Here is a 19,186-nt window from a genome sequence, read left to right on the forward strand (position 1 = left end):
GGCTAGGTGACTTCCCCCGAATCGGCCCCGAAGGGTGGGGCCCTGCGCATCGCGACCGTCAACGTCAACGGCCTCCGCGCCGCGTGGCGCAAGGGCATGCCGGAGTGGCTCGGGACGCGCGAGGTGGACATCCTCTGCCTCCAGGAGGTCCGCGCCCCGGACCCGATCGTGCACGAGTACTTCGACGGCTGGCACGTCCTGCACGCCGAGGCGGACGCGAAGGGCCGGGCCGGGGTGGCGATCGCCTCCCGTGAAGCTCCTACCGAGACCCGCATCGGGATCGGCGATGACTACTTCGCCACGGCCGGGCGCTGGGTCGAGGCGGACTTCGCCCTCGAGGGCGGACGCCAGCTGACCGTGGTGAGCGCCTATGTGCACTCCGGCGAGGCGGGCACCCCCAAGCAGGACGACAAGTACCGGTTCCTGGACGTCATGCTCAAGCGGCTGCCGGAGCTGGGGGAGATGAGCGACTACGCGCTGGTGGTCGGCGACCTCAACGTGGGCCACACCCCGCTGGACATCCGCAACTGGAAGGCCAACCAGAAGCGCGCCGGGTTCCTCCCCGAGGAGCGGGCCTACTTCGACAGGTTCTTCGGCGCCGAGATCGGCTGGCGGGACGTGCACCGCGACCTCTCCGGCCAGGTGGACGGCCCCTACACATGGTGGTCCCAGCGTGGCAAGGCGTTCGACAACGATGCAGGGTGGCGCATCGACTACCAGATGGCCACGCCGTCCCTCGCCTCGGTGGCGCGCAACGCCGTCGTCGACCGCGCCAGCGCCTGGGACACGCGATGGTCCGACCACGCCCCGCTCGTCATCGACTACCAGCTCTAGACCTCCGGAAGTGCCTGACCCCATGACTTCTCCTGCTCACGCCCGCCAGCGACTCCTCTCCGGCATGCAGCCCTCGGGCGATTCGCTCCACCTCGGCAACTACCTCGGTGCCCTCGTCAACTGGGTCAAGCTCCAGGACCAGTACGAGTGCCTGTACTTCATCCCCGACCTGCACGCCATCACGGTCCCGCACGACCCTGCTGAGCTCCTGCACCGCACCCGGCTGACGGCCGCCCAGTACATCGCGGGCGGAATCGACGTCGAGCGCTCCACGCTGTTCGTCCAGTCGCACGTCCCGGAGCACGCCCAGCTCGCATGGGTCTTGACCTGCCTCACGGGCTTCGGCGAGGCGTCCCGCATGACCCAGTTCAAGGACAAGGCGGCCCGCCACGGGCACGACGCCGCGAGTGCTGGCCTGTTCATGTACCCGATGCTCATGGCAGCCGACATCCTCCTCTACCGGCCCTACGGGGTCCCCGTGGGCGAGGACCAGCGCCAGCACCTCGAGCTCGCGCGCACCCTGGCCCAGCGCTTCAACACCCGGTTCGGCGAGACCTTCGTGGTGCCGGAGGCGCTCATCCCGCCGACCTCGGCGAAGATCTACGACCTGCAGAACCCGACGGCGAAGATGTCGAAGTCGGCCGAGTCGCCGAACGGCCTGATCAACCTCCTCGACGACCCCAAGGCCACGGCGAAGAAGATCAAGTCGGCGGTGACTGACGCCGAGACGGTCGTCCGGTTCGACAGGGAGGCCAAGCCGGGCGTCTCCAACCTCCTGACCATCATCTCGACCATCACCGGCGAGGACATGGACTCGCTCGTGGCCTCGTACGAGGGCAAGATGTACGGCCACCTCAAGGCCGACGTCGCGCAGGTCGTCGTGGACGCCGTCGCGCCCATCAAGGCACGCACCGAGGAGCTCCTCACCGATCCGTCGGAGCTCGATCGGCTGCTGGCCCGCGGCGCCGCGAAGGCGCGCGAGATCGCGTCGCGCACCCTCGCCGACGTCTACGAGCGCGTCGGGTTCCTCCCTGCCCTCGCCCCGGCGGCAGCGGCCGTCGGCTGAGGCCATGCCGGGATTCGAGGACGGCGCGATCGAGGACGCAGCGGGCACCGCAGGGGGTGCCGACCGGCCGCTCGTCGGGGTGATCCTCGGGTTCCCCGACACGGTGGCCCAGGAGCTGCGCGCCTGGCGTGCCTCCTTCGGGGACCGCATGGCCGAGGTCATCCCGGCCCACATCACGCTCGTGACCACCACCGAGACGTCCGACTGGGACGCCGCGGTGCGGCACGTGCGCGCCGTGGCCGCCCGGGCGCGCCCGTTCACCGTGGGGCTGAAGGGCACCGGGACGTTCCGGCCGGTCTCGCCCGTGGTGTACGTCAGGGTGGACGAGGGCTTCGCGGAATGCGTCAGCCTGCACCGGGAGCTCCAGCAGGGCCCGCTCGCGCGCACGCTGCCCTTCCCGTACCACCCGCACGTCACCGTGGCGCACGATCTGCCGCCGGAGCGGCTCGATGAGGCGCAGAGCGGGCTCGAGACCTACAGCGCGGCCTTCACCGTGGGCAGCATGGGCCTGTACCAGCACGACGCCGACGGGTTCTGGCAGCTGCGGGAAGAGCTCGAGTTCGGCGCCCGCCCGAGGGCCTGAAGGCAGCGGTCCCCGGCGCAGACAACGCGAAAGGGCGCCGCCCCTCCTGGACTGGCCAGTGCGGGCGGCGCCCTTTCGCATGCCGGGCGACGGCTCCCTACATCTTGCGGGCCAGGATGGCCTGCTTGACCTCGGCGATCGCCTGTGTCACCTGGATGCCGCGGGGGCACGCCTCGGTGCAGTTGAAGGTCGTGCGGCAGCGCCACACGCCCTCCTTGTCGTTGAGGATCTCGAGGCGCATGTCGCCGGCGTCGTCACGCGAATCGAAGATGAAGCGGTGCGCGTTGACGATGGCGGCCGGCCCGAAGTACTGGCCGTCCGTCCAGAAGACCGGGCAGGACGAGGTGCACGCGGCGCACAGGATGCACTTGGTCGTGTCGTCGAAGCGCTCGCGCTCCTCAGCCGACTGGAGGCGCTCCTTGGTGGGCTCGTGGCCCTTGGAGACCAGGAACGGCATGATTTCGCGGTAGGACTGGAAGAACGGCTCCATGTCCACGATCAGGTCCTTCTCGACGGGCAGGCCCTTGATGGGCTCGACCGTGATCGGCTTGGACGTGTCGAGATCCTTCAGGAGGGTCTTGCACGCCAGACGGTTGCGGCCGTTGATGCGCATGGCATCGGAGCCGCACACGCCGTGCGCGCACGAGCGGCGGAACGAGAGCGACCCGTCGTGCTCCCACTTGACCTTGTGGAGGGCGTCGAGGACGCGGTCGGTGCCGTACATCGTCACCTGGAACTCGTCCCAGGTCGACTCCTCGGAGACCTCCGGGTTGTAGCGGCGCACTCGCAGCGTGACATCGAACGTGGGGATCTCGCCCCCGCCGCCCACGCTCGCGGGCAGCTCGACCTTGGACGCTGGCTCAGCGGTTGAGGCGGTCATCAGTACTTACGCTCCATCGGCTCGTAACGGGTGAAGACAACGGGCTTCGTGCCGAAGCGCAGGCCCTTGATGCCCTCGGTTTCCGCGGCGTCGTCCTTGTAGAGCATCGTGTGCTTCATCCAGTTGGCGTCGTCGCGATCGGGGAAGTCCTCGCGGTAGTGGCCGCCGCGGGACTCCTTGCGGTGCAGCGCGGCAACGGTCATGACCTCGGCGAGGTCCAGGAGGAAGCCCAGCTCCACGGCCTCGAGGAGGTCGAGGTTGAAGCGCCTGCCCTTGTCCTGGATGCCGATGTTCCGGTACCGCTCGCGCAGCGTGGCGATGTCCGCGAGGGCCTGCGCGATCGAGTCCTTGGTGCGGAACACCTGCATGTTCGCGTCCATGGTCTCCTGCAGGTCCGCGCGGATCGCGGCGATCCGCTCGGTGCCGGAGGCGTTGCGGACGGCGTCCAGCATGGCGACCGTCTCGGCGGCCGGGTCCTCCGGCAGCTCCACGAACTCGGCGGTCTTGGCGTACTCGGCGGCGTTGATGCCGGAGCGCTTGCCGAAGACGTTGATGTCGAGCAGCGAGTTGGTGCCCAAGCGGTTCGAGCCGTGGACGGACACGCACGCGACCTCGCCGGCCGCGTAGAGGCCGGGGACCACGGTGTCGTTGTCCTGGAGGACCTCGCCCTTGATGTTCGTCGGGACGCCGCCCATGACGTAGTGCGCGGTCGGGAACACCGGCACGGGCTCCGTGTACGGCTCGACGCCGAGGTAGGTCCGCGCGAACTCGGTGATGTCCGGCAGCTTCGCATCGATGTGCGCCGGCTCGAGGTGGGTGAGGTCGAGCAGCACGTAGTCCTTGTTCGGACCGGCACCGCGTCCCTCGCGCACCTCGTTGGCCATCGAGCGGGCCACGATGTCGCGGGGGGCTAGGTCCTTGATGGTCGGCGCGTAGCGCTCCATGAAGCGCTCGCCCTCGGAGTTGCGCAGGATCGCGCCCTCGCCGCGGGCCGCCTCCGAGAGGAGGATGCCCAGGCCCGCGAGGCCCGTCGGGTGGAACTGGATGAACTCCATGTCCTCGAGCGGGATGCCGCGGCGGAACGCGATCCCCATGCCGTCGCCGGTGAGGGTGTGCGCGTTCGAGGTGGTCTTGAAGACCTTGCCGGCGCCGCCCGTGGCGAACACGACGGCCTTGGCCTGGAAGACGTGCAGCTCGCCCGAGGCGAGGTCGTAGCTGACGACGCCGGCCACTCGCTTCTGCTGGTAGACGGTGCCGTCCTCGCGGGTCGCCTCCTCTTCGACGACGAGCAGGTCGAGGACGTAGTACTCGTTGTAGAACTCGACGTTGTGCTTGACGCAGTTCTGGTACAGCGTCTGGAGGATCATGTGGCCGGTGCGGTCGGCGGCGTAGCACGCGCGCCGGACCGGGGCCTTGCCGTGGTCACGGGTGTGGCCGCCGAAGCGGCGCTGGTCGATCCGGCCCTCCGGGGTGCGGTTGAACGGCAGGCCCATCTTCTCGAGGTCGAGGACCGCGTCGATGGCCTCCTTGGCCATGACCTCCGCCGCATCCTGGTCGACGAGGTAGTCGCCGCCCTTGACGGTGTCGAAGGTGTGCCACTCCCAGTTGTCTTCCTCGACGTTGGCGAGGGCCGCGCACATGCCGCCCTGGGCGGCTCCCGTGTGCGAGCGGGTGGGGTACAGCTTGGTCAGCACGGCGGTACGGGCCCGCTGGCCGGCCTCGATCGCTGCTCGCATGCCGGCGCCACCGGCGCCGACGATCACCACATCGTATTTGTGGACCTGCATGCTGTGAAGCTCCATTTCTTGCGGGGGATCCGCTGGTTACGAGGCGGGGCAGTAGTCGGCGACGGTGCGGACACCGTTGACCACCGGGCACGGATCGAAGGTGAAGATCACGAGGGTGCCCAGGATCACGATGATGGCGCTGGCCGCGAAGAGGACCGCCTTGAGCCAGAAGCGGACGGAGTCCCGCTCGGCGTAGTCGTTGATGATGGTGCGCACGCCGTTGGAGCCGTGGAGCATCGCGAGCCAGAGCATGGCGAGGTCCCAGACCTGCCAGAACGGGCTGGCCCACTTCCCGGCGACGAAGCCGAAGTCGATGCCGTGGACGCCCTCGCCGACCATGAGGTTCACGAAGAGGTGGCCGAAGATCAGGACGACGAGGACGATGCCGGACAGGCGCATGAACAGCCAGGCGAACATCTCGAACTGGCCCTTCGAGCCGCCGGCGCGCTTGTACTGCGGGGCGACGCGGCCGGTCACGGACGTGCTGCGCGGCTCGCGGATTTCAGGTGCTGTGGTCATGTCAGTGGGCTCCCAGCGCGAGTGAGAGGTGGCGGATGGCGAAGCCTGCGAACACGACGACCCAGACGATCACGACCGTCCAGAGCATCTGCCGCTGGTACTTGGGGCCGTTCTTCCAGAAGTCCACGAGGATCACGCGCAGGCCGTTGAAGGCGTGGAAGAGGATGGCAGCGACGAGACCAGTCTCGCCGAGGGCCATGAGCGGGTTCTTGTATTCGGCGATGACCGCCGTGTACACCTCGGGGGACACACGCACCAATGAGGTGTCCAGGACGTGCACCAACAAGAAGAAGAAGATGACGACGCCGGTGATCCGGTGTACGACCCACGACCACATGCCTTCACGGCCGCGGTACAGGGTGCCAGCTGGTTTTGTCGGCACTGAATAAACCTCCCTGCGGGCACCGGCGCCCGCATGGGGCCCATGCGGAGGGGGCAACCGGTGCGGAGTGGCCCTGCTGTGCGAAGGGCGCGCTCACCTAGTCAGAATCCAGCCTAAATCTAGGCTTCGCCCACAGCTTACTCAAATAGCCCTCTGGGGCATGTTAAAGCAGTGGGGATTGTCACAACGACCCCCCTTGCGGTCTGTGGCCGACCGTGATCTGCCCCCTCGCTCCACTAGAGTGGAGGGCGATGACAGAGAATACTGCCCCCGTCGCCGCCCCGGCGCCCGCCCCGCACGATCCGCTCGAGAAGTTCGTCGCCGTGATCCCTGCCGGCGGCGTGGGCACTCGGCTGTGGCCGCTCTCGCGCGCCGCCGCGCCCAAGTTCCTGCACGACCTCACCGGGTCCGGCAGCACCCTCATCCGGGCGACGTACGACAGGCTGACCCCGCTGGCGGGCGACCGCTTCCTCGTGGTCACCGGCGAGGCCCACCGCGCCGCAGTCTGCCGACAGATCCCCGAGCTGGACGCCGCGAACCTCGTTCTCGAGAGCGAGCCGAAGGACTCGGCGGCCGCCATCGGCCTGGCGGCCGCGATCCTGTACCGCCGGGACCCGGCCACGATCATGGGCTCGTTCGCCGCCGACCAGGTCATCAGCCCCGACGGCGTCTTCCAGGCCGCGGTCCGCGAGGCAATCCTCACGGCCGCCTCTGGCGAGCGGGGCAAGATCGTCACGATCGGGATCGAGCCCACGCATCCCTCGACGGGTTTCGGCTACATCCGCGGCGGCGAGGCGCTCGACGTGCCGGGCGCACCGAGCGCACGTGCCGTCGTGGAGTTCGTCGAGAAGCCGAACCTCGAGGTCGCTGAGAAGTACCTCGCCTCGGGGGAGTACCTGTGGAACGCGGGCATGTTCGTCGCGCCGGTCGCGCTCATGCTCGAGCACCTCGCGGCCAACCAGCCCGAGCTCCATGCCGGCCTGACGGAGATTGCCGAGGCCTGGGACACTCCGGCCCGCGACGAGGTCGCCGCACGCGTGTGGCCCACGCTGCCCAAGATCGCCATCGACTACGCCGTCGCCGAGCCTGCCGCGGCCGCCGGGGACGTCGCCGTCGTGCCCGGCGCGTTCCGCTGGGACGACGTCGGGGACTTCGCCGCCATCGGCCGGCTCAACAGCGCCCGTGAGGCCGAGCGCGTCACAGTGCTCGGGGAGGGCGCGCGCGTCTTCACCGAGGATGCGAGCGGGATCGTCGTCTCGGACACGAAGAGGGTCATCGCGCTCATCGGCATCGAGGACGTCGTCATCGTGGACACGCCGGACGCCCTCCTCGTGACCACGACGGAGCACGCCCAGAAGGTCAAGAACGCGGTCGCCGGGCTCAAGGCGAGCGGGGACCTCGACGTCCTCTGAGACGCGGTGACGCTAGAGTGAACGGGTGCGAAACTACACGACGGAGACGAAGCCCACGCCCCTTGTAGGCCCCCGTCTCGAGGCGTTCCTGCCCGAGCTGATCGAATTCCGTCGGGACCTCCACTCGCACCCCGAGCTGTCCTTCCACGAGTACCGCACGACCGACAGGATCGTGGCGCGCCTCGAGGCGGCCGGACTCACGCCGCGCCGGCTCGACGGCACGGGCGTCGTCGTCGACATCGGCTCCGGCCCCATCGCCACCGCGGTCCGCGGCGACATCGACGCCCTGCCGATCATCGAGGAGACGGGCCTGCCGTTCGCCTCGCGCAACCACGGCGTGACCCACGCGTGCGGCCACGACGTCCACACGACCGTGGCCCTGGGGGTAGCGCTGCTCCTCGCCGAGATCGACCGGGAGACCCCGCTCGACGGCACGGTGCGCGTCCTCTTCCAGCCCGCGGAGGAGACGATGCCTGGGGGCGCCCTGGCCTGCATCAGCCAAGGGGTGCTCGCCGGTGTGCCGCGCATCATGGCGCTCCACTGCGACCCGCGCATCGAGGTGGGCAAGATCGGCACCCGCATCGGCCCCATCACCTCGGCCTCGGACACGATCCGCATCCAGCTCACCGGCCGCGGCGGCCACACCTCGCGCCCGCACCTGACCGAGGACCTGGTCTTCGCCCTCGCGCAGATCGCGGTGAACGTGCCCGCGGTCCTCTCCCGGCGCGTCGACGTCCGCAGCGGGGTGTCCATGGTCTGGGGCCAGATCTCCGCGGGCGCCGCGCCGAACGCCATCCCCGCTACCGGCTCCATGTCCGGGACGATGCGCTGCCTCGACCGTGAGGCCTGGCACAGCGCAGGAGAGCTCCTCGACGAGGTGGTCCAGCAGGTCGCCGCGCCCTATGGGGTCGAGGTGAGCCTCGAGCACATCCGCGGGGTGCCCCCGGTGGTGAACTCCGAGCACGAGACCGCGCTGCTCGAGGCTGCGGCGCGCGCCGAGCTGGGGGAGAAGGCCGTGGTGCTCACCCCGCAGTCGATGGGCGGGGAGGACTTTGCCTGGTTCCTCTCCGAGGTCCCCGGATCGATGTTCCGCCTCGGCACCCACACCCCCGGCGGCGAGGAGTACGACCTCCACCGCGGCGACTACGTGGTCGACGAGGCGGCGATCGGCTGCGGCGTGCAGGTCCTCGCCGCGGCAGCCCTGAGGAGTCTGCGCGACCTCTGACCGGGCCGCGTGGCCCGCGGTGAGGTTGGTAACGAATCACCAACGATTCGCGCGGCCGACACGACCCGCCGGTGTGTGAAGGAATCCTTTCGAGTATCCTTGTGCGCTGTACCACACGCCCGGCGGACCTTCGGGACCGACGGAGACGGAGGATTCTCTCGCGCATCCTGGAGGACATGTGAACCCCTTCCGCAAGCCCCTTCCCCGCGCCGGCGTCACGGGCGCGGCGCTCGCCGCGGCCACGGCACTCGCCCTCGCGGGCTGCGGTTCGGCCCCGCCCACGTCGAGCTCCTCGGGCGGCTCCTCGGCGCAGGCCTCCAACTACCTCGGCTGCATGGTCTCGGACTCGGGCGGCTTCGACGACAAGTCGTTCAACCAGTCGGGCTACGAGGGCCTGCAGAAGGCGGTGAAGGACCTCGGAATCCAGGAGAAGCACGTCCAGTCGAAGGCGGACACCGACTACGACCCGAACCTGCGCTCGATGGTCCAGGCCGGCTGCAAGCTCACCGTGACGGTCGGCTTCCTCCTCGGCGACGCGACCAAGAACATCGCGACCGCCAACCCGAACAGCCACTTCGCCATCATCGACTACACGGACCCGGCCTTCCCGAAGAACGTCAAGCCGATCGTGTACGACACGGCGCAGGCCGCGTTCCTCGCCGGCTACCTGGCTGCGGGCGTCTCGAAGACCGGCAAGGTGGCCACGTTCGGCGGCCTCAACATCCCGACCGTGACGATCTTCATGGACGGCTTCGCGGACGGCGTGAAGTACTACAACCAGAAGAAGGGCAAGAACGTCCAGGTCCTGGGCTGGGACAAGGACAAGCAGGACGGCACGTTCGTGGGCGACTTCAAGTCCGTCGACAAGGGCAAGGTCCTCACCCAGGGCTTCCTCCAGCAGGGCGCGGACGTCGTGCTCCCCGTGGCCGGCGCGGTCGGCCCCGGAGCTGCCTCGGCGGTGCTGGACGCCAAGAAGGCCGGCCAGGACGCCAAGCTCATCTGGGTCGACTCGGACGGCTACCTCACCGCTCCGGACTACAAGTCGGTCATGCTGACCTCGGTCCAGAAGACGATGTCCACCGCCGTCGAGTCCGTCCTCAAGGACGACCTGAACGGCAAGTTCGACGCGACGCCGTACGTCGGCACGCTCGACAACGGCGGGGTGGCCCTCGCCCCGTTCCATGACCTCGACTCGGCGGTCCCGGCGGACATGAAGAGCGAGCTCGACCAGCTCAAGAAGGACATCATCTCGGGCGCCGTCAAGGTCGAGTCGAAGTCCAGCCCCGTTTCCAAGTAGCGCCAGCACGATTACCTCCAGCACCCCGGTTCACGGTGCTCCAGGCACCGAGCCACCCAGTGCCGTCCGTCCCACCTTGGCCGGGCGGCGCTGGCATGCCGGGGAGGAAGCTGGTCCCACGTACCCCAGGGGACGGTTCCCGCAGTGAAACTCGAACTCCGCGGCATCACGAAGCGCTTCGGCTCCTTCGCCGCCAATGACCACATCGACCTCGTCGTCGAGGACTCCCAGATCCACGCGCTGCTCGGCGAGAACGGTGCCGGGAAGTCGACTCTGATGAACGTCCTCTACGGCCTCTACGAGCCGACCGAGGGCGAGATCCTCGTGGACGGCAGGCCCGTCACGTTCCGCGGCCCGGCGGACGCCATGGCAGCCGGGATCGGCATGGTGCACCAGCACTTCATGCTCGTCCCCGTGTTCACGGTGGCCGAAAACGTGGCCCTCGGCGCCGAGAGCACCAAGGCCGGAGGGTTCCTCGACCTCGATGCGACCCGGGCGAAGGTCCGTGAGATCTCGGCCCGCTACGGATTCGACGTCGACCCCGACGCCCGCATCGAGGACCTTCCCGTGGGCGTGCAGCAGCGCGTGGAGATCATCAAGGCCCTCGTCCGGGACGCGAAGGTCCTGATCCTCGATGAGCCCACCGCCGTCCTGACCCCGCAGGAGACGGACGAGCTCCTCGCGATCATGGGCGGTCTGAAGGCCTCGGGCACGTCGATCATCTTCATCTCCCACAAGCTGCGCGAGGTCAAGGCCGTCGCGGACGTCATCACGGTGATCAGGCGCGGCCGCGTGGTCGGCGACGCCCCGCCGTCGGCCGCCCCCGCCGAGCTCGCCACCATGATGGTGGGCCGGCCCGTCAGCCTCACCCTCGACAAGGCGCCGGCCCAGCCCGCGGAGACCACCTTCTCGGTCCGGGACCTGACCCTCGTGGCCCCCAGCGGCCAGCGGATCGTGGACGGGGTCTCCTTCGACATCGCCCAGGGCGAGATCCTCGCCGTCGCCGGCGTCCAGGGCAACGGCCAGACTGAGCTGACCGAGGCCATCCTGGGCCTGCACCGGCATGTCACCGGCTCGGTGACGCTCGACGGCGAGGAGCTGCTCGGGCGCAGCGTCAAGCAGGTCCTCGAGGCCGGGGTCGGATTCGTTCCCGAGGACCGCTCGCACGACGGCCTCGTGGGCGCCTTCAGCGTGGCCGAGAACCTCGTCCTGGACCTCTACGACCGTGCGCCGTTCGCGCGCGGGCTCGCGATGAGCCCGGCCCGCGTCGAGGCCCAGGCCAAGGAGAAGATCGAGGAGTTCGACATCCGCGCGGGCTCGCCCGACGCCCCGGCCTCCTCCCTCTCGGGCGGCAACCAGCAGAAGGTCGTCATGGCGCGCGAGCTCTCGCGGCCCCTGCGGCTGTTCATCGCCTCGCAGCCCACCCGCGGCGTGGACGTGGGCTCGATCGAATTCCTGCACCGCCGGATCCTCGCCGAGCGGGACCACGGCACCCCGGTCATGATCGTCTCGACCGAACTCGACGAGATCATGGAGCTCTCGGACCGCATCGCGGTGCTGTACCGCGGACGCCTCATGGGCATCGTCGACGGGGACACCCCCCGTGACGTCCTCGGCCTCATGATGGCCGGCATGAACGCGGACGAGGCCGCGGCTGCCGCCGCCGAGGCCCGCCAGACCGACGGCGAGCACACCACAGGAGAGACCCATGGCTGACGTGCAGAACGCGCCCGATTCGGCCCAGGCGCCCCAGCCGGTGCCGACCCCGCCGCCCGGTGGCCCGGCCGCCCGCGAGGCGGGGGAGACCCTGTTCCGCCGGATCGCGACCGGCACCCCGATGGTGTCCCTGCTGTCCGTGGTCCTCGCGATCGTCATCGGCGGAATCCTCATGGCGGTGACCAACCCGAAGGTCGCCACGGCCGCGGGCTACTTCTTCGCGCGGCCCTCCGACACCATTGCCGAGGTCTTCCGTCCCTACGCGGCGCTGGTCCAGGGCTCCATCTTCAACTGGCAGGGCGCGGACCTCGCCGCACAGCTCTACCCGCTCGCAGAGACCCTCACGGTCTCGACGCCGCTGATCCTCGCGGGCCTCGGCGTGGCCCTGGCCTTCCGGGCCGGCCTGTTCAACATCGGGGCCCAGGGGCAGCTCATCTTCGGAGCCCTCTTCGGCGCCTACGTCGGGTTCGCGTGGCACCTGCCGTTCGGGCTGCACCTGCTCGTGGTCATCGTGGCCGGGATCGTGGGCGGCGGCATCTGGGGCGGGATCGTGGGCCTCCTCAAGGCCCGCACCGGGGCCCACGAGGTCATCGTGACGATCATGTTCAACTACATCGCGAGCTTCCTGCTGCTGTTCCTGCTCACCACGCCGGCGTTCCAGCGGAAGGGCTCGACCAACCCGATCTCGCCGTTCCTGGACCCCTCCGCCCTGTTCCCGGAGCTCCTCGGCCCGCAGTTCCGCCTCCACGCCGGCTTCATCCTCGCCATCCTCGTCACGTGGGGCGTGTGGTGGATCCTGTCCCGCTCGACCCTGGGGTTCGAGTTCCGCGCGGTCGGCGCCAACCCGAACGCCGCCCGCACCGCGGGCATCAACGTGGGCCGCTCCACCGTCCTCGTCATGGCCCTTGCCGGGGCGCTCTCGGGGCTCGCCGGCATCGCCCAGGTGTCCGGGACCGAGAAGTACCTCTCCGGGGGCGTCGCCGCCTCGATCGGCTTCGACGCCATCACCGTGGCCCTCCTCGGCAGGTCGACCCCGTGGGGGACGTTCTTCGCGGGCCTGCTGTTCGGCGCATTCCGGGCAGGCGGGGTCTCCATGCAGGCCGTGACCCAGACGCCGATCGACATCGTCCTGGTGATCCAGTCGCTCATCGTCCTCTTCATCGCCGCCCCGCCGCTCGTGCGGGCGATCTTCGGCCTCGGCCCGCGCCGGAGGAAGCGCAGCCGGTCCGGGCCGCCCACCCCCACCCCGGCCGAAGCTGCCGAGAGCGGAGCCGCGTCATGAGCACCAGCACAGCAGCCTCCGCGCAGGACGCCCGGCCCGGCGCCGTCGCCGCGCCCGTGTCCCTCAAGGCCCCGATCGGGCTCAGCGTCCTGGCCGTGGTGGGCACGGTCCTGTTCGGCGTGCTCTCGGGCAGCAAGAGCGCCTCGTTCGGGCTCGTCGACGCGGGGCGGGAGGCGTCCGGGTTCGCCGCGTGGCTCGCCCTCGCCGTCGCACTCATCGCCGCCGTCTGGTTCGGGTACCTCCGGTTCAGGGGCCCCCGCGCCGGCCGGACGCCGGCCCGCTGGGTGACCGGGGCGCTCGCCGCCGCGGTCGTCGTCTTCCTGCTGGCGATCCTGGGCGTCGCCGGCGTCACCGTCATCACGGTCAGCTCGCCCGTCGTCGGCTGGGTCACCTCGGCCGTCATGCTCGCCGGCGCGGCCTACTCGGTGTGGCTCACGTCTGCGCGGCGCACGACGCCGGGCTGGGTCGGCGCCGTCTTCGCAGTCGCGTTCCTCGTGGGCTTCCTCGTGTGGATCGTGGCCGGCGGTCGCGACCAGACCCCCTTCATCTCCCTCGCCGGCCTGCTCGCGGGCGCCGTCACGCTCTCGGTTCCGCTGGTGTTCGGCTCCCTCTCGGGGGTGCTGTGCGAGCGGTCCGGGATCGTCAACATCGCCATCGAGGGCCAGCTGCTCATGGGCGCCTTCAGCGCCGCGGTCGGCGCGACCCTCGCGCACAACGTGTACGTCGGCCTGGTCGCGGCGGCCGTGGCCGGGGCGCTCGTCTCCCTCGTCCTCGCCCTCGTGAGCATCAAGTACCTCGTGAACCAGATCATCGTCGGGGTCGTCCTCAACGTGCTCGTGGTCGGGCTGACCAACTTCCTCTTCTCGACGCTGCTCACGGAGGACCCGGACGGGCTCAACAAGCCGCCGCACCTGGGGAACATCGAGATCCCCGTCCTCGCCGACGTGCCGGTGATCGGACCGATCCTGTTCCGCCAGTCGCTCGTGGGCTACCTCATGTACATCGCCGTGGTGGTGGTCTACGTGGGCCTGTTCCACACGCGCTGGGGCCTGCGCGTGCGGGCCGTGGGGGAGCACCCGCAGGCCGCGGACACGCTGGGCGTCAACGTCAACCGGACCCGGTTCTGGAACACGATCCTGGGCGGGGCGGTCGCCGGCATCGGCGGCTCGTTCTTCACCCTCGTGGCCGTCGACGCCTTCAGCAAGGAGATGTCCGCCGGCCGCGGCTACATCGCCCTCGCCGCGCTGATCTTCGGGCGCTGGAACCCGATCGGGGCCTTCCTGGCCTCGCTCCTGTTCGGCTTCGCCGACAACCTGCAGAGCATCATCACGATCATCGGCTCGCCGGTCCCCAGCCAGTTCATGGCCATGCTCCCGTACGTCGTCACCGTCTTCGCGGTGGCCGGCCTCGTCGGCCGCTCGCGTCCGCCGGCCATGGAGGGGATCCCGTATGTCAAGCAGTGAGCCCCCCGCACCGGAGGTCGACTGGGAGACCCTCACCGCTGCGGCCACCGAGGCGATGCGGGCGGCCTACGCGCCGTACTCCCGGTTCCCCGTGGGCGCGGCGGCGCTGACCGACGACGGCCGAATCGTCACCGGCTGCAACGTCGAGAACGCCTCGTACGGGCTGACGCTCTGCGCCGAGTGCACCCTCGTGGGCCAGCTCCGGCTCGGCGGGGGCGGCCGGATCGCGGCCTTCGCCTGCGTCGACGCCGCCGGCGGCGTGCTCATGCCCTGCGGCCGCTGCCGCCAGCTGCTCTACGAGTTCCGCGCGCCCGGGATGGTGCTGCTCACCGTCAGCGGCGTGCGGACCATGGACGAGGTGCTCCCCGACGCGTTCGGGCCGCAGAACCTGCAGAACTGATCCGACGGAAGGACACCATGACCATCTCCGGGAACGGGGCGCGTGACCCAGAGGCGCACGACGCCGTCGACGTCATCCGGGCCAAGCGCGACCGGCGCGAGCTCAGCGACGCCCAGATCGACTGGGTCATCGACGCCTACACACGCGGGGCCGTCGCCGACGAGCAGATGTCCGCGCTCGCCATGGCGATCCTCCTCAACGGCATGACGCACCGGGAGACGGCGCGGTGGACGACGGCGATGATCGCCTCGGGCGAGCGGCTCGACTTCTCGTCGCTGCGGACCCGCTCGGGCGCCCAGCGGCCCACAGCCGACAAGCACTCCACCGGCGGGGTCGGGGACAAGATCACGCTCCCGCTCGCGCCCCTCGTGGCCGTGTTCGGCGTGGCCGTACCGCAGCTCTCGGGCCGCGGGCTGGGCCACACGGGCGGCACCCTGGACAAGCTCGAGTCGATCCCGGGCTGGCGGGCGTCCCTCAGCAACGAGGAGATGATGGCCCAGCTCGGCGACGTCGGGGCCGTCATCTGCGCCGCGGGAGCGGGGCTCGCCCCCGCGGACAAGAAGCTCTACGCGCTGCGCGACGTCACCGGCACCGTCGAGGCCATCCCGCTCATCGCCTCCTCGATCATGAGCAAGAAGATCGCCGAAGGCACCGGCGCGCTGGTGCTCGACGTCAAGGTCGGCTCGGGGGCGTTCATGAAGGACGCGGCGGACGCGCGCGAACTGGCCGAGACGATGGTGGCCCTCGGCCAGGACGCCGGCGTGCGCACCGTGGCCCTCCTGACCGACATGGAGACCCCGCTGGGCCTCACCGCGGGGAACGCGATCGAGGTCGAGGAATCCCTCGAGGTCCTCGCCGGCGGGGGCCCGGAGGACGTCGTGGCGCTCACGGTCCGGCTGGCCGAGGAGATGCTCGCGGCCTCTGGCGTGCAGGGCGACCCCGCGCAGGCGCTCAAGGACGGCCGAGCGATGGACGTGTGGCGGCGCATGATCGCCGCCCAGGGTGGCGACCCGGACGCCGCGCTTCCGCGCGCGAAGGAAGCCGAGACCGTCTACGCCCCCGCAGACGGAGTCCTCGTCGGGCTCGACGCGCTCTCGGTCGGCGTCGCCGCCTGGCGGCTCGGCGCCGGGCGGGCCCGGAAGGAGGACGCCGTCCAGGCCGGAGCCGGCGTGCGCCTGCACGCGAAGCCCGGCGCCACGGTCCGCGCCGGCGAACCGCTCATGACGCTCCTGACCGATACCCCCGAACGCTTCGGCCGCGCGCACGAGGCGCTCGAGGGCGCGGTCACGATCGCGCCGGAAGGCTCCCGCCCGGCCCGGCCGCTCATCCTCGACCGCATCGCGTAGCCCCCCGGAAGCCGGCCCCGCTCCCGGGTGAGCGCCTGCGCCCGGGGGAGGGGGCGGCGTCGTCCGCGGGGAGGAGCGCCGACGCGGCGATTTAGGGCCTTTGGGCGGATGGTCGCCCGGCGCTGCGCATGGGACACTGGAGGAGGCCCAGTTTCCCAGAGGAGCACCACCGCATGTCGTTGACCGTCATCGATCACGCGATCCTCCATGCTGCCGGCCAATGGTGGATCTACCCGATCCTCCTTGTCTTCTTCTTCGTCGACGGCTTCGCGATGATCGCGCCGAGCGAGACGCTCATCGTGGCCCTCGCCGCCTACTGGCGCCACTCGGGCGAGCCGAACCTGTGGATCCTCGGCGCCACCGCGCTCATCGGGGCGATGGCGGGGGACAACGTGGCCTACCTCCTCGGGCGCAAGATCGGCACCGACCGCTGGAAGTGGATGCGACGCCCGCGCGTGCAGAAGGTCTTCGGCTGGGCACGGCACGAACTCGACAAGCGCGGCGCCGTGCTGATCTTCACCGCCCGGTACATCCCGTGGGGCCGCGTGGCGGTCAACTACGTCTCCGGCAGCACCGGGTTCCGGCACCGCACCTTCTTCTGGCTCGATGCGTTCGCGTGCCTCACCTGGGTGGGCTATTCGCTGGGCGTGGGCCTGCTCGCGAGCTCCTTCCCGTGGCTGCACCACAACCCGCTCCTGAGCGTCGTGGTCGCCGTCGGCTTCGCGCTCGTCCTCGGCGTGGTCCTCGACCACAGCATCACGGTCTTCCACCGGTGGCGCGACACGGTGGACGCCCGCCGGGCCGCCGCCGCGGCGAGGGCGGAGCACGAGCGCGAGCAGGGCCTGCGGCCGCACCCGCCCGCCGACGACTACGCCCCGCGCGAGCGCGAGGCCACGCCCACCCCGCGGGAGTGATCTCCGCGGTGGCCTGACGCCCCCGGCTTCAATAGAGTTGTGCCGTGACTGAGCCGAACATCGACGCCGCCCCGGACCTCTCCTTCGACCTCCGGGCGCTGCCCAAGGTCTCCCTCCACGACCACCTCGACGGCGGCCTGCGCCCCGCGACCATCATCGAGCTCGCCGCCGAGATCGGCCACGAGCTCCCGTCCACGGATCCCGTGGCGCTCGGGCAGTGGTTCCGCGACGCCGCGGACTCCGGCTCCCTGCCGCGGTACCTCGAGACGTTCGACCACACGATCGCCGTGATGCAGACCGCCCCGGCGCTGCGCCGGATCGCGAGGGAGTTCGTCGAGGACCTCGCGGACGACGGCGTGGTGTACGGCGAGGTGCGCTGGGCCCCCGAGCAGCACCTCACCGACGGGCTCACGCTCGACGAGGCCGTCGAGGCGGTCCAGGCCGGCCTCGAGGACGGCATGGCGGCCGTCGAGGAGTCCGGGCGGGTCATCGCCGTCGGCCAGCTCATCACGGCCATGCGCCACGCCGACAACTCCCAGGCGGTCGCCGAGCTCGCGGTGCGCCACCGGGACCGCGGCGCGGTCGGGTTCGACATCGCCGGGGCCGAGGACGGCTTCCCGCCCTCGCGCTTCGCCGAGGCCTTCACCTACCTCGCCCAGAACAACTTCCCGGCCACCGTCCACGCCGGAGAGGCCGCGGGCCTCGCGAGCATCCAGTCGGCCCTCGTCGACGGACGCGCCCTCCGCCTGGGGCACGGCGTGCGCATCGCCGAGGACATCACGGTCGAATCGACCGACGAGGTCGACGAGGACGGCGTGCCGATCCTGGACGTGACGCTCGGGGAGCTGGCGGCGTGGGTCCGCGACCGCGGCATCCCACTCGAGCTGTGCCCGTCGTCGAACCTCCAGACCGGCGCGATCGCCGCGTGGGGCGAGGACATCCTCGACCACCCGTTCGACATGCTCTACGAGCTCGGGTTCAACGTCACGGTGAACACCGACAACCGGCTCATGAGCGGCGTGACGCTCACGGACGAGTTCGAGCTCCTCGTCGAGGCGTTCGACTACGACCTCGACGACCTGCTCGAGATCACGCTCAACGCCGCCGAGGCCGCGTTCCTGCCCCTCGAGGACCGCGAGGACCTCGTCGAGTACATCAACGAGGCGTACGCGAACCTTGCCGAGTAGGCAGGGCAGCCGTCATGCCGCCGGTGCGGCGGGAGGCCTGAGGTGAGCGCCGCCGTCGACCGTCTCGTGGGGGTGGTGCGGCTCCTGCGGGAGCACTGCCTCTGGACGGCCGCGCTCACGCACTCCTCCCTCGTGACGTACCTGATCGAGGAGTCCTACGAGCTCGTCGAGGCGATCGAGGACGGCCAGCCGGAGGAGGAGCTGAGGGGCGAGCTCGCCGATGTGCTCCTGCAGGTGGTCCTGCACGCCGAGATAGCCCGGGAGCGCGGCGCGTTCGACCTCGACGGCGTCGCGGAGGCGCTCACGGCGAAGCTGGTCCGGCGCAACCGCCACGTCTTCACGCCCGACGGCGGGCTGCAGCCGAGCTTCCCGGCGACCGTCGCGGAGATCATCGCCTCGTGGGACGAGGCCAAGCGGCAGGAGAAGGCGTCCGCACAGGCCGCCGGCCAGGACCTGGCGCCCGAGCGCGACGGGTCACCGAGGCTCGTGGGCCCCGACGCGCTCGAGGGACTCCCGCGGCACCTGCCCGCACTCGCGCTCGCGCAGAAGGCGCTCGGGCGCGCCGAGCGGAGGCGGGCCCTGGATGCGGCCGGTCTGCCGGACGGGCCGACCGACGGGGTGACCTCGGCGTCCCCCGGGGTGACCTCGGCGGGGTTCGCGACGGAGGAGGAGCTGGGGGACTTCCTGCTCGACACGGTGCGCGCCGCCCGTGCCCGCGGCCTCGACGCCGAGCGCGCGCTCCGCGCCGCCGTCGGGCGCCTCTGAGCCCTTGCCCGAGATGGGCGTCACAGGTCGCGCCGCCGAGCGCGGGGCGGATAGTCTGGGGGCGACACCGCGCCTGCCCCGCGGACAGGCGCGGGCAGTGCCACCCACGTCAGAGCCGTTCCAGCCAC

General features: G+C 70.5%; 18 protein-coding genes. 14 read left to right on the forward strand and 4 right to left on the reverse strand.

Annotated elements, in window-relative coordinates; translation table 11 throughout:
- Positions 1-6 precede the first annotated feature (6 nt).
- Genes J2W21_RS03615 through J2W21_RS03625 form a run of 3 tightly spaced genes read left to right on the forward strand, consistent with a single transcriptional unit; the run spans position 7 to position 2,483 of the window.
- Positions 7-834 (forward strand): exodeoxyribonuclease III, encoded by an 828-nt coding sequence (locus tag J2W21_RS03615; RefSeq protein ID WP_307113152.1) that lies wholly within the window; start codon positions 7-9, stop codon positions 832-834.
- Between the two features lie 22 nt (positions 835-856).
- Positions 857-1,900 (forward strand): tryptophan--tRNA ligase, encoded by a 1,044-nt coding sequence (gene trpS, locus J2W21_RS03620; protein WP_307113153.1) that lies wholly within the window; start codon positions 857-859, stop codon positions 1,898-1,900.
- A gap of 4 nt (positions 1,901-1,904) precedes the next feature.
- Positions 1,905-2,483: a 2'-5' RNA ligase family protein gene (locus J2W21_RS03625; protein ID WP_307113154.1), complete on the forward strand. Its 579-nt coding sequence runs from the start codon at positions 1,905-1,907 to the stop codon at positions 2,481-2,483.
- A gap of 97 nt (positions 2,484-2,580) precedes the next feature.
- Here J2W21_RS03625 and J2W21_RS03630 read toward each other — a convergent pair whose 3' ends face one another.
- The 4 genes from J2W21_RS03630 to sdhC are packed head-to-tail and all read right to left on the reverse strand — an operon-like array spanning position 2,581 to position 6,051.
- Entirely contained in the window at positions 2,581-3,363 is a 783-nt protein-coding gene (locus tag J2W21_RS03630; protein ID WP_307113155.1) for a succinate dehydrogenase iron-sulfur subunit, read from the reverse strand.
- Positions 3,363-5,150 (reverse strand): succinate dehydrogenase flavoprotein subunit, encoded by a 1,788-nt coding sequence (sdhA, locus tag J2W21_RS03635; protein WP_307113156.1) that lies wholly within the window; start codon positions 5,148-5,150, stop codon positions 3,363-3,365. The genes J2W21_RS03630 and sdhA overlap by 1 nt, the downstream gene beginning before the upstream one ends.
- 36 nt (positions 5,151-5,186) lie before the next feature.
- Positions 5,187-5,669, reverse strand: coding sequence for a succinate dehydrogenase hydrophobic membrane anchor subunit (locus J2W21_RS03640; protein ID WP_307113157.1), 483 nt, complete (start codon positions 5,667-5,669; stop codon positions 5,187-5,189).
- Position 5,670: 1 nt separating this feature from the next.
- Positions 5,671-6,051 (reverse strand): succinate dehydrogenase, cytochrome b556 subunit, encoded by a 381-nt coding sequence (gene sdhC / locus J2W21_RS03645; protein WP_084249366.1) that lies wholly within the window; start codon positions 6,049-6,051, stop codon positions 5,671-5,673.
- 251 nt (positions 6,052-6,302) lie between these two features.
- Here sdhC and J2W21_RS03650 point away from each other — a divergent pair, with 251 nt between their 5' ends.
- From J2W21_RS03650 to J2W21_RS03700, 11 genes are all read left to right on the forward strand, one after another.
- Entirely contained in the window at positions 6,303-7,463 is a 1,161-nt protein-coding gene (locus tag J2W21_RS03650) for a mannose-1-phosphate guanylyltransferase (RefSeq protein WP_307113158.1), read from the forward strand.
- Between the two features lie 25 nt (positions 7,464-7,488).
- Positions 7,489-8,688, forward strand: coding sequence for an amidohydrolase (locus J2W21_RS03655; protein ID WP_307113159.1), 1,200 nt, complete (start codon positions 7,489-7,491; stop codon positions 8,686-8,688).
- Between the two features lie 178 nt (positions 8,689-8,866).
- Positions 8,867-9,985: a BMP family lipoprotein gene (locus tag J2W21_RS03660; protein WP_307113160.1), complete on the forward strand. Its 1,119-nt coding sequence runs from the start codon at positions 8,867-8,869 to the stop codon at positions 9,983-9,985.
- A gap of 144 nt (positions 9,986-10,129) precedes the next feature.
- Positions 10,130-11,701: an ABC transporter ATP-binding protein gene (locus tag J2W21_RS03665; protein WP_307113161.1), complete on the forward strand. Its 1,572-nt coding sequence runs from the start codon at positions 10,130-10,132 to the stop codon at positions 11,699-11,701.
- On the forward strand, positions 11,694-12,983 hold the full coding sequence (locus J2W21_RS03670; protein WP_307113162.1) for an ABC transporter permease: 1,290 nt from the start codon (positions 11,694-11,696) through the stop codon (positions 12,981-12,983). Before J2W21_RS03665 ends, J2W21_RS03670 begins: the two co-directional genes overlap by 8 nt.
- On the forward strand, positions 12,980-14,446 hold the full coding sequence (locus J2W21_RS03675) for an ABC transporter permease (protein WP_307113163.1): 1,467 nt from the start codon (positions 12,980-12,982) through the stop codon (positions 14,444-14,446). Before J2W21_RS03670 ends, J2W21_RS03675 begins: the two co-directional genes overlap by 4 nt.
- Positions 14,433-14,846, forward strand: a complete 414-nt coding sequence (locus tag J2W21_RS03680) for a cytidine deaminase (protein ID WP_307113164.1) — start codon at positions 14,433-14,435, stop codon at positions 14,844-14,846. The genes J2W21_RS03675 and J2W21_RS03680 overlap by 14 nt, the downstream gene beginning before the upstream one ends.
- Before the next feature lie 17 nt (positions 14,847-14,863).
- Complete coding sequence (locus J2W21_RS03685; RefSeq protein WP_307113165.1) at positions 14,864-16,192, forward strand: thymidine phosphorylase; 1,329 nt, start codon at positions 14,864-14,866, stop codon at positions 16,190-16,192.
- A 173-nt stretch (positions 16,193-16,365) separates the two neighbouring features.
- Positions 16,366-17,106, forward strand: coding sequence for a DedA family protein (locus J2W21_RS03690; protein WP_373423058.1), 741 nt, complete (start codon positions 16,366-16,368; stop codon positions 17,104-17,106).
- A gap of 44 nt (positions 17,107-17,150) precedes the next feature.
- Positions 17,151-18,293, forward strand: a complete 1,143-nt coding sequence (locus tag J2W21_RS03695; protein ID WP_307113166.1) for an adenosine deaminase — start codon at positions 17,151-17,153, stop codon at positions 18,291-18,293.
- A 42-nt stretch (positions 18,294-18,335) separates the two neighbouring features.
- Positions 18,336-19,058, forward strand: coding sequence for a MazG nucleotide pyrophosphohydrolase domain-containing protein (locus J2W21_RS03700; protein WP_307113167.1), 723 nt, complete (start codon positions 18,336-18,338; stop codon positions 19,056-19,058).
- Positions 19,059-19,186: the final 128 nt, after the last annotated feature.

The sequence above is a fragment of the Sinomonas atrocyanea genome, from assembly GCF_030811715.1.
GTDB lineage: Bacteria > Actinomycetota > Actinomycetes > Actinomycetales > Micrococcaceae > Sinomonas > Sinomonas atrocyanea_A.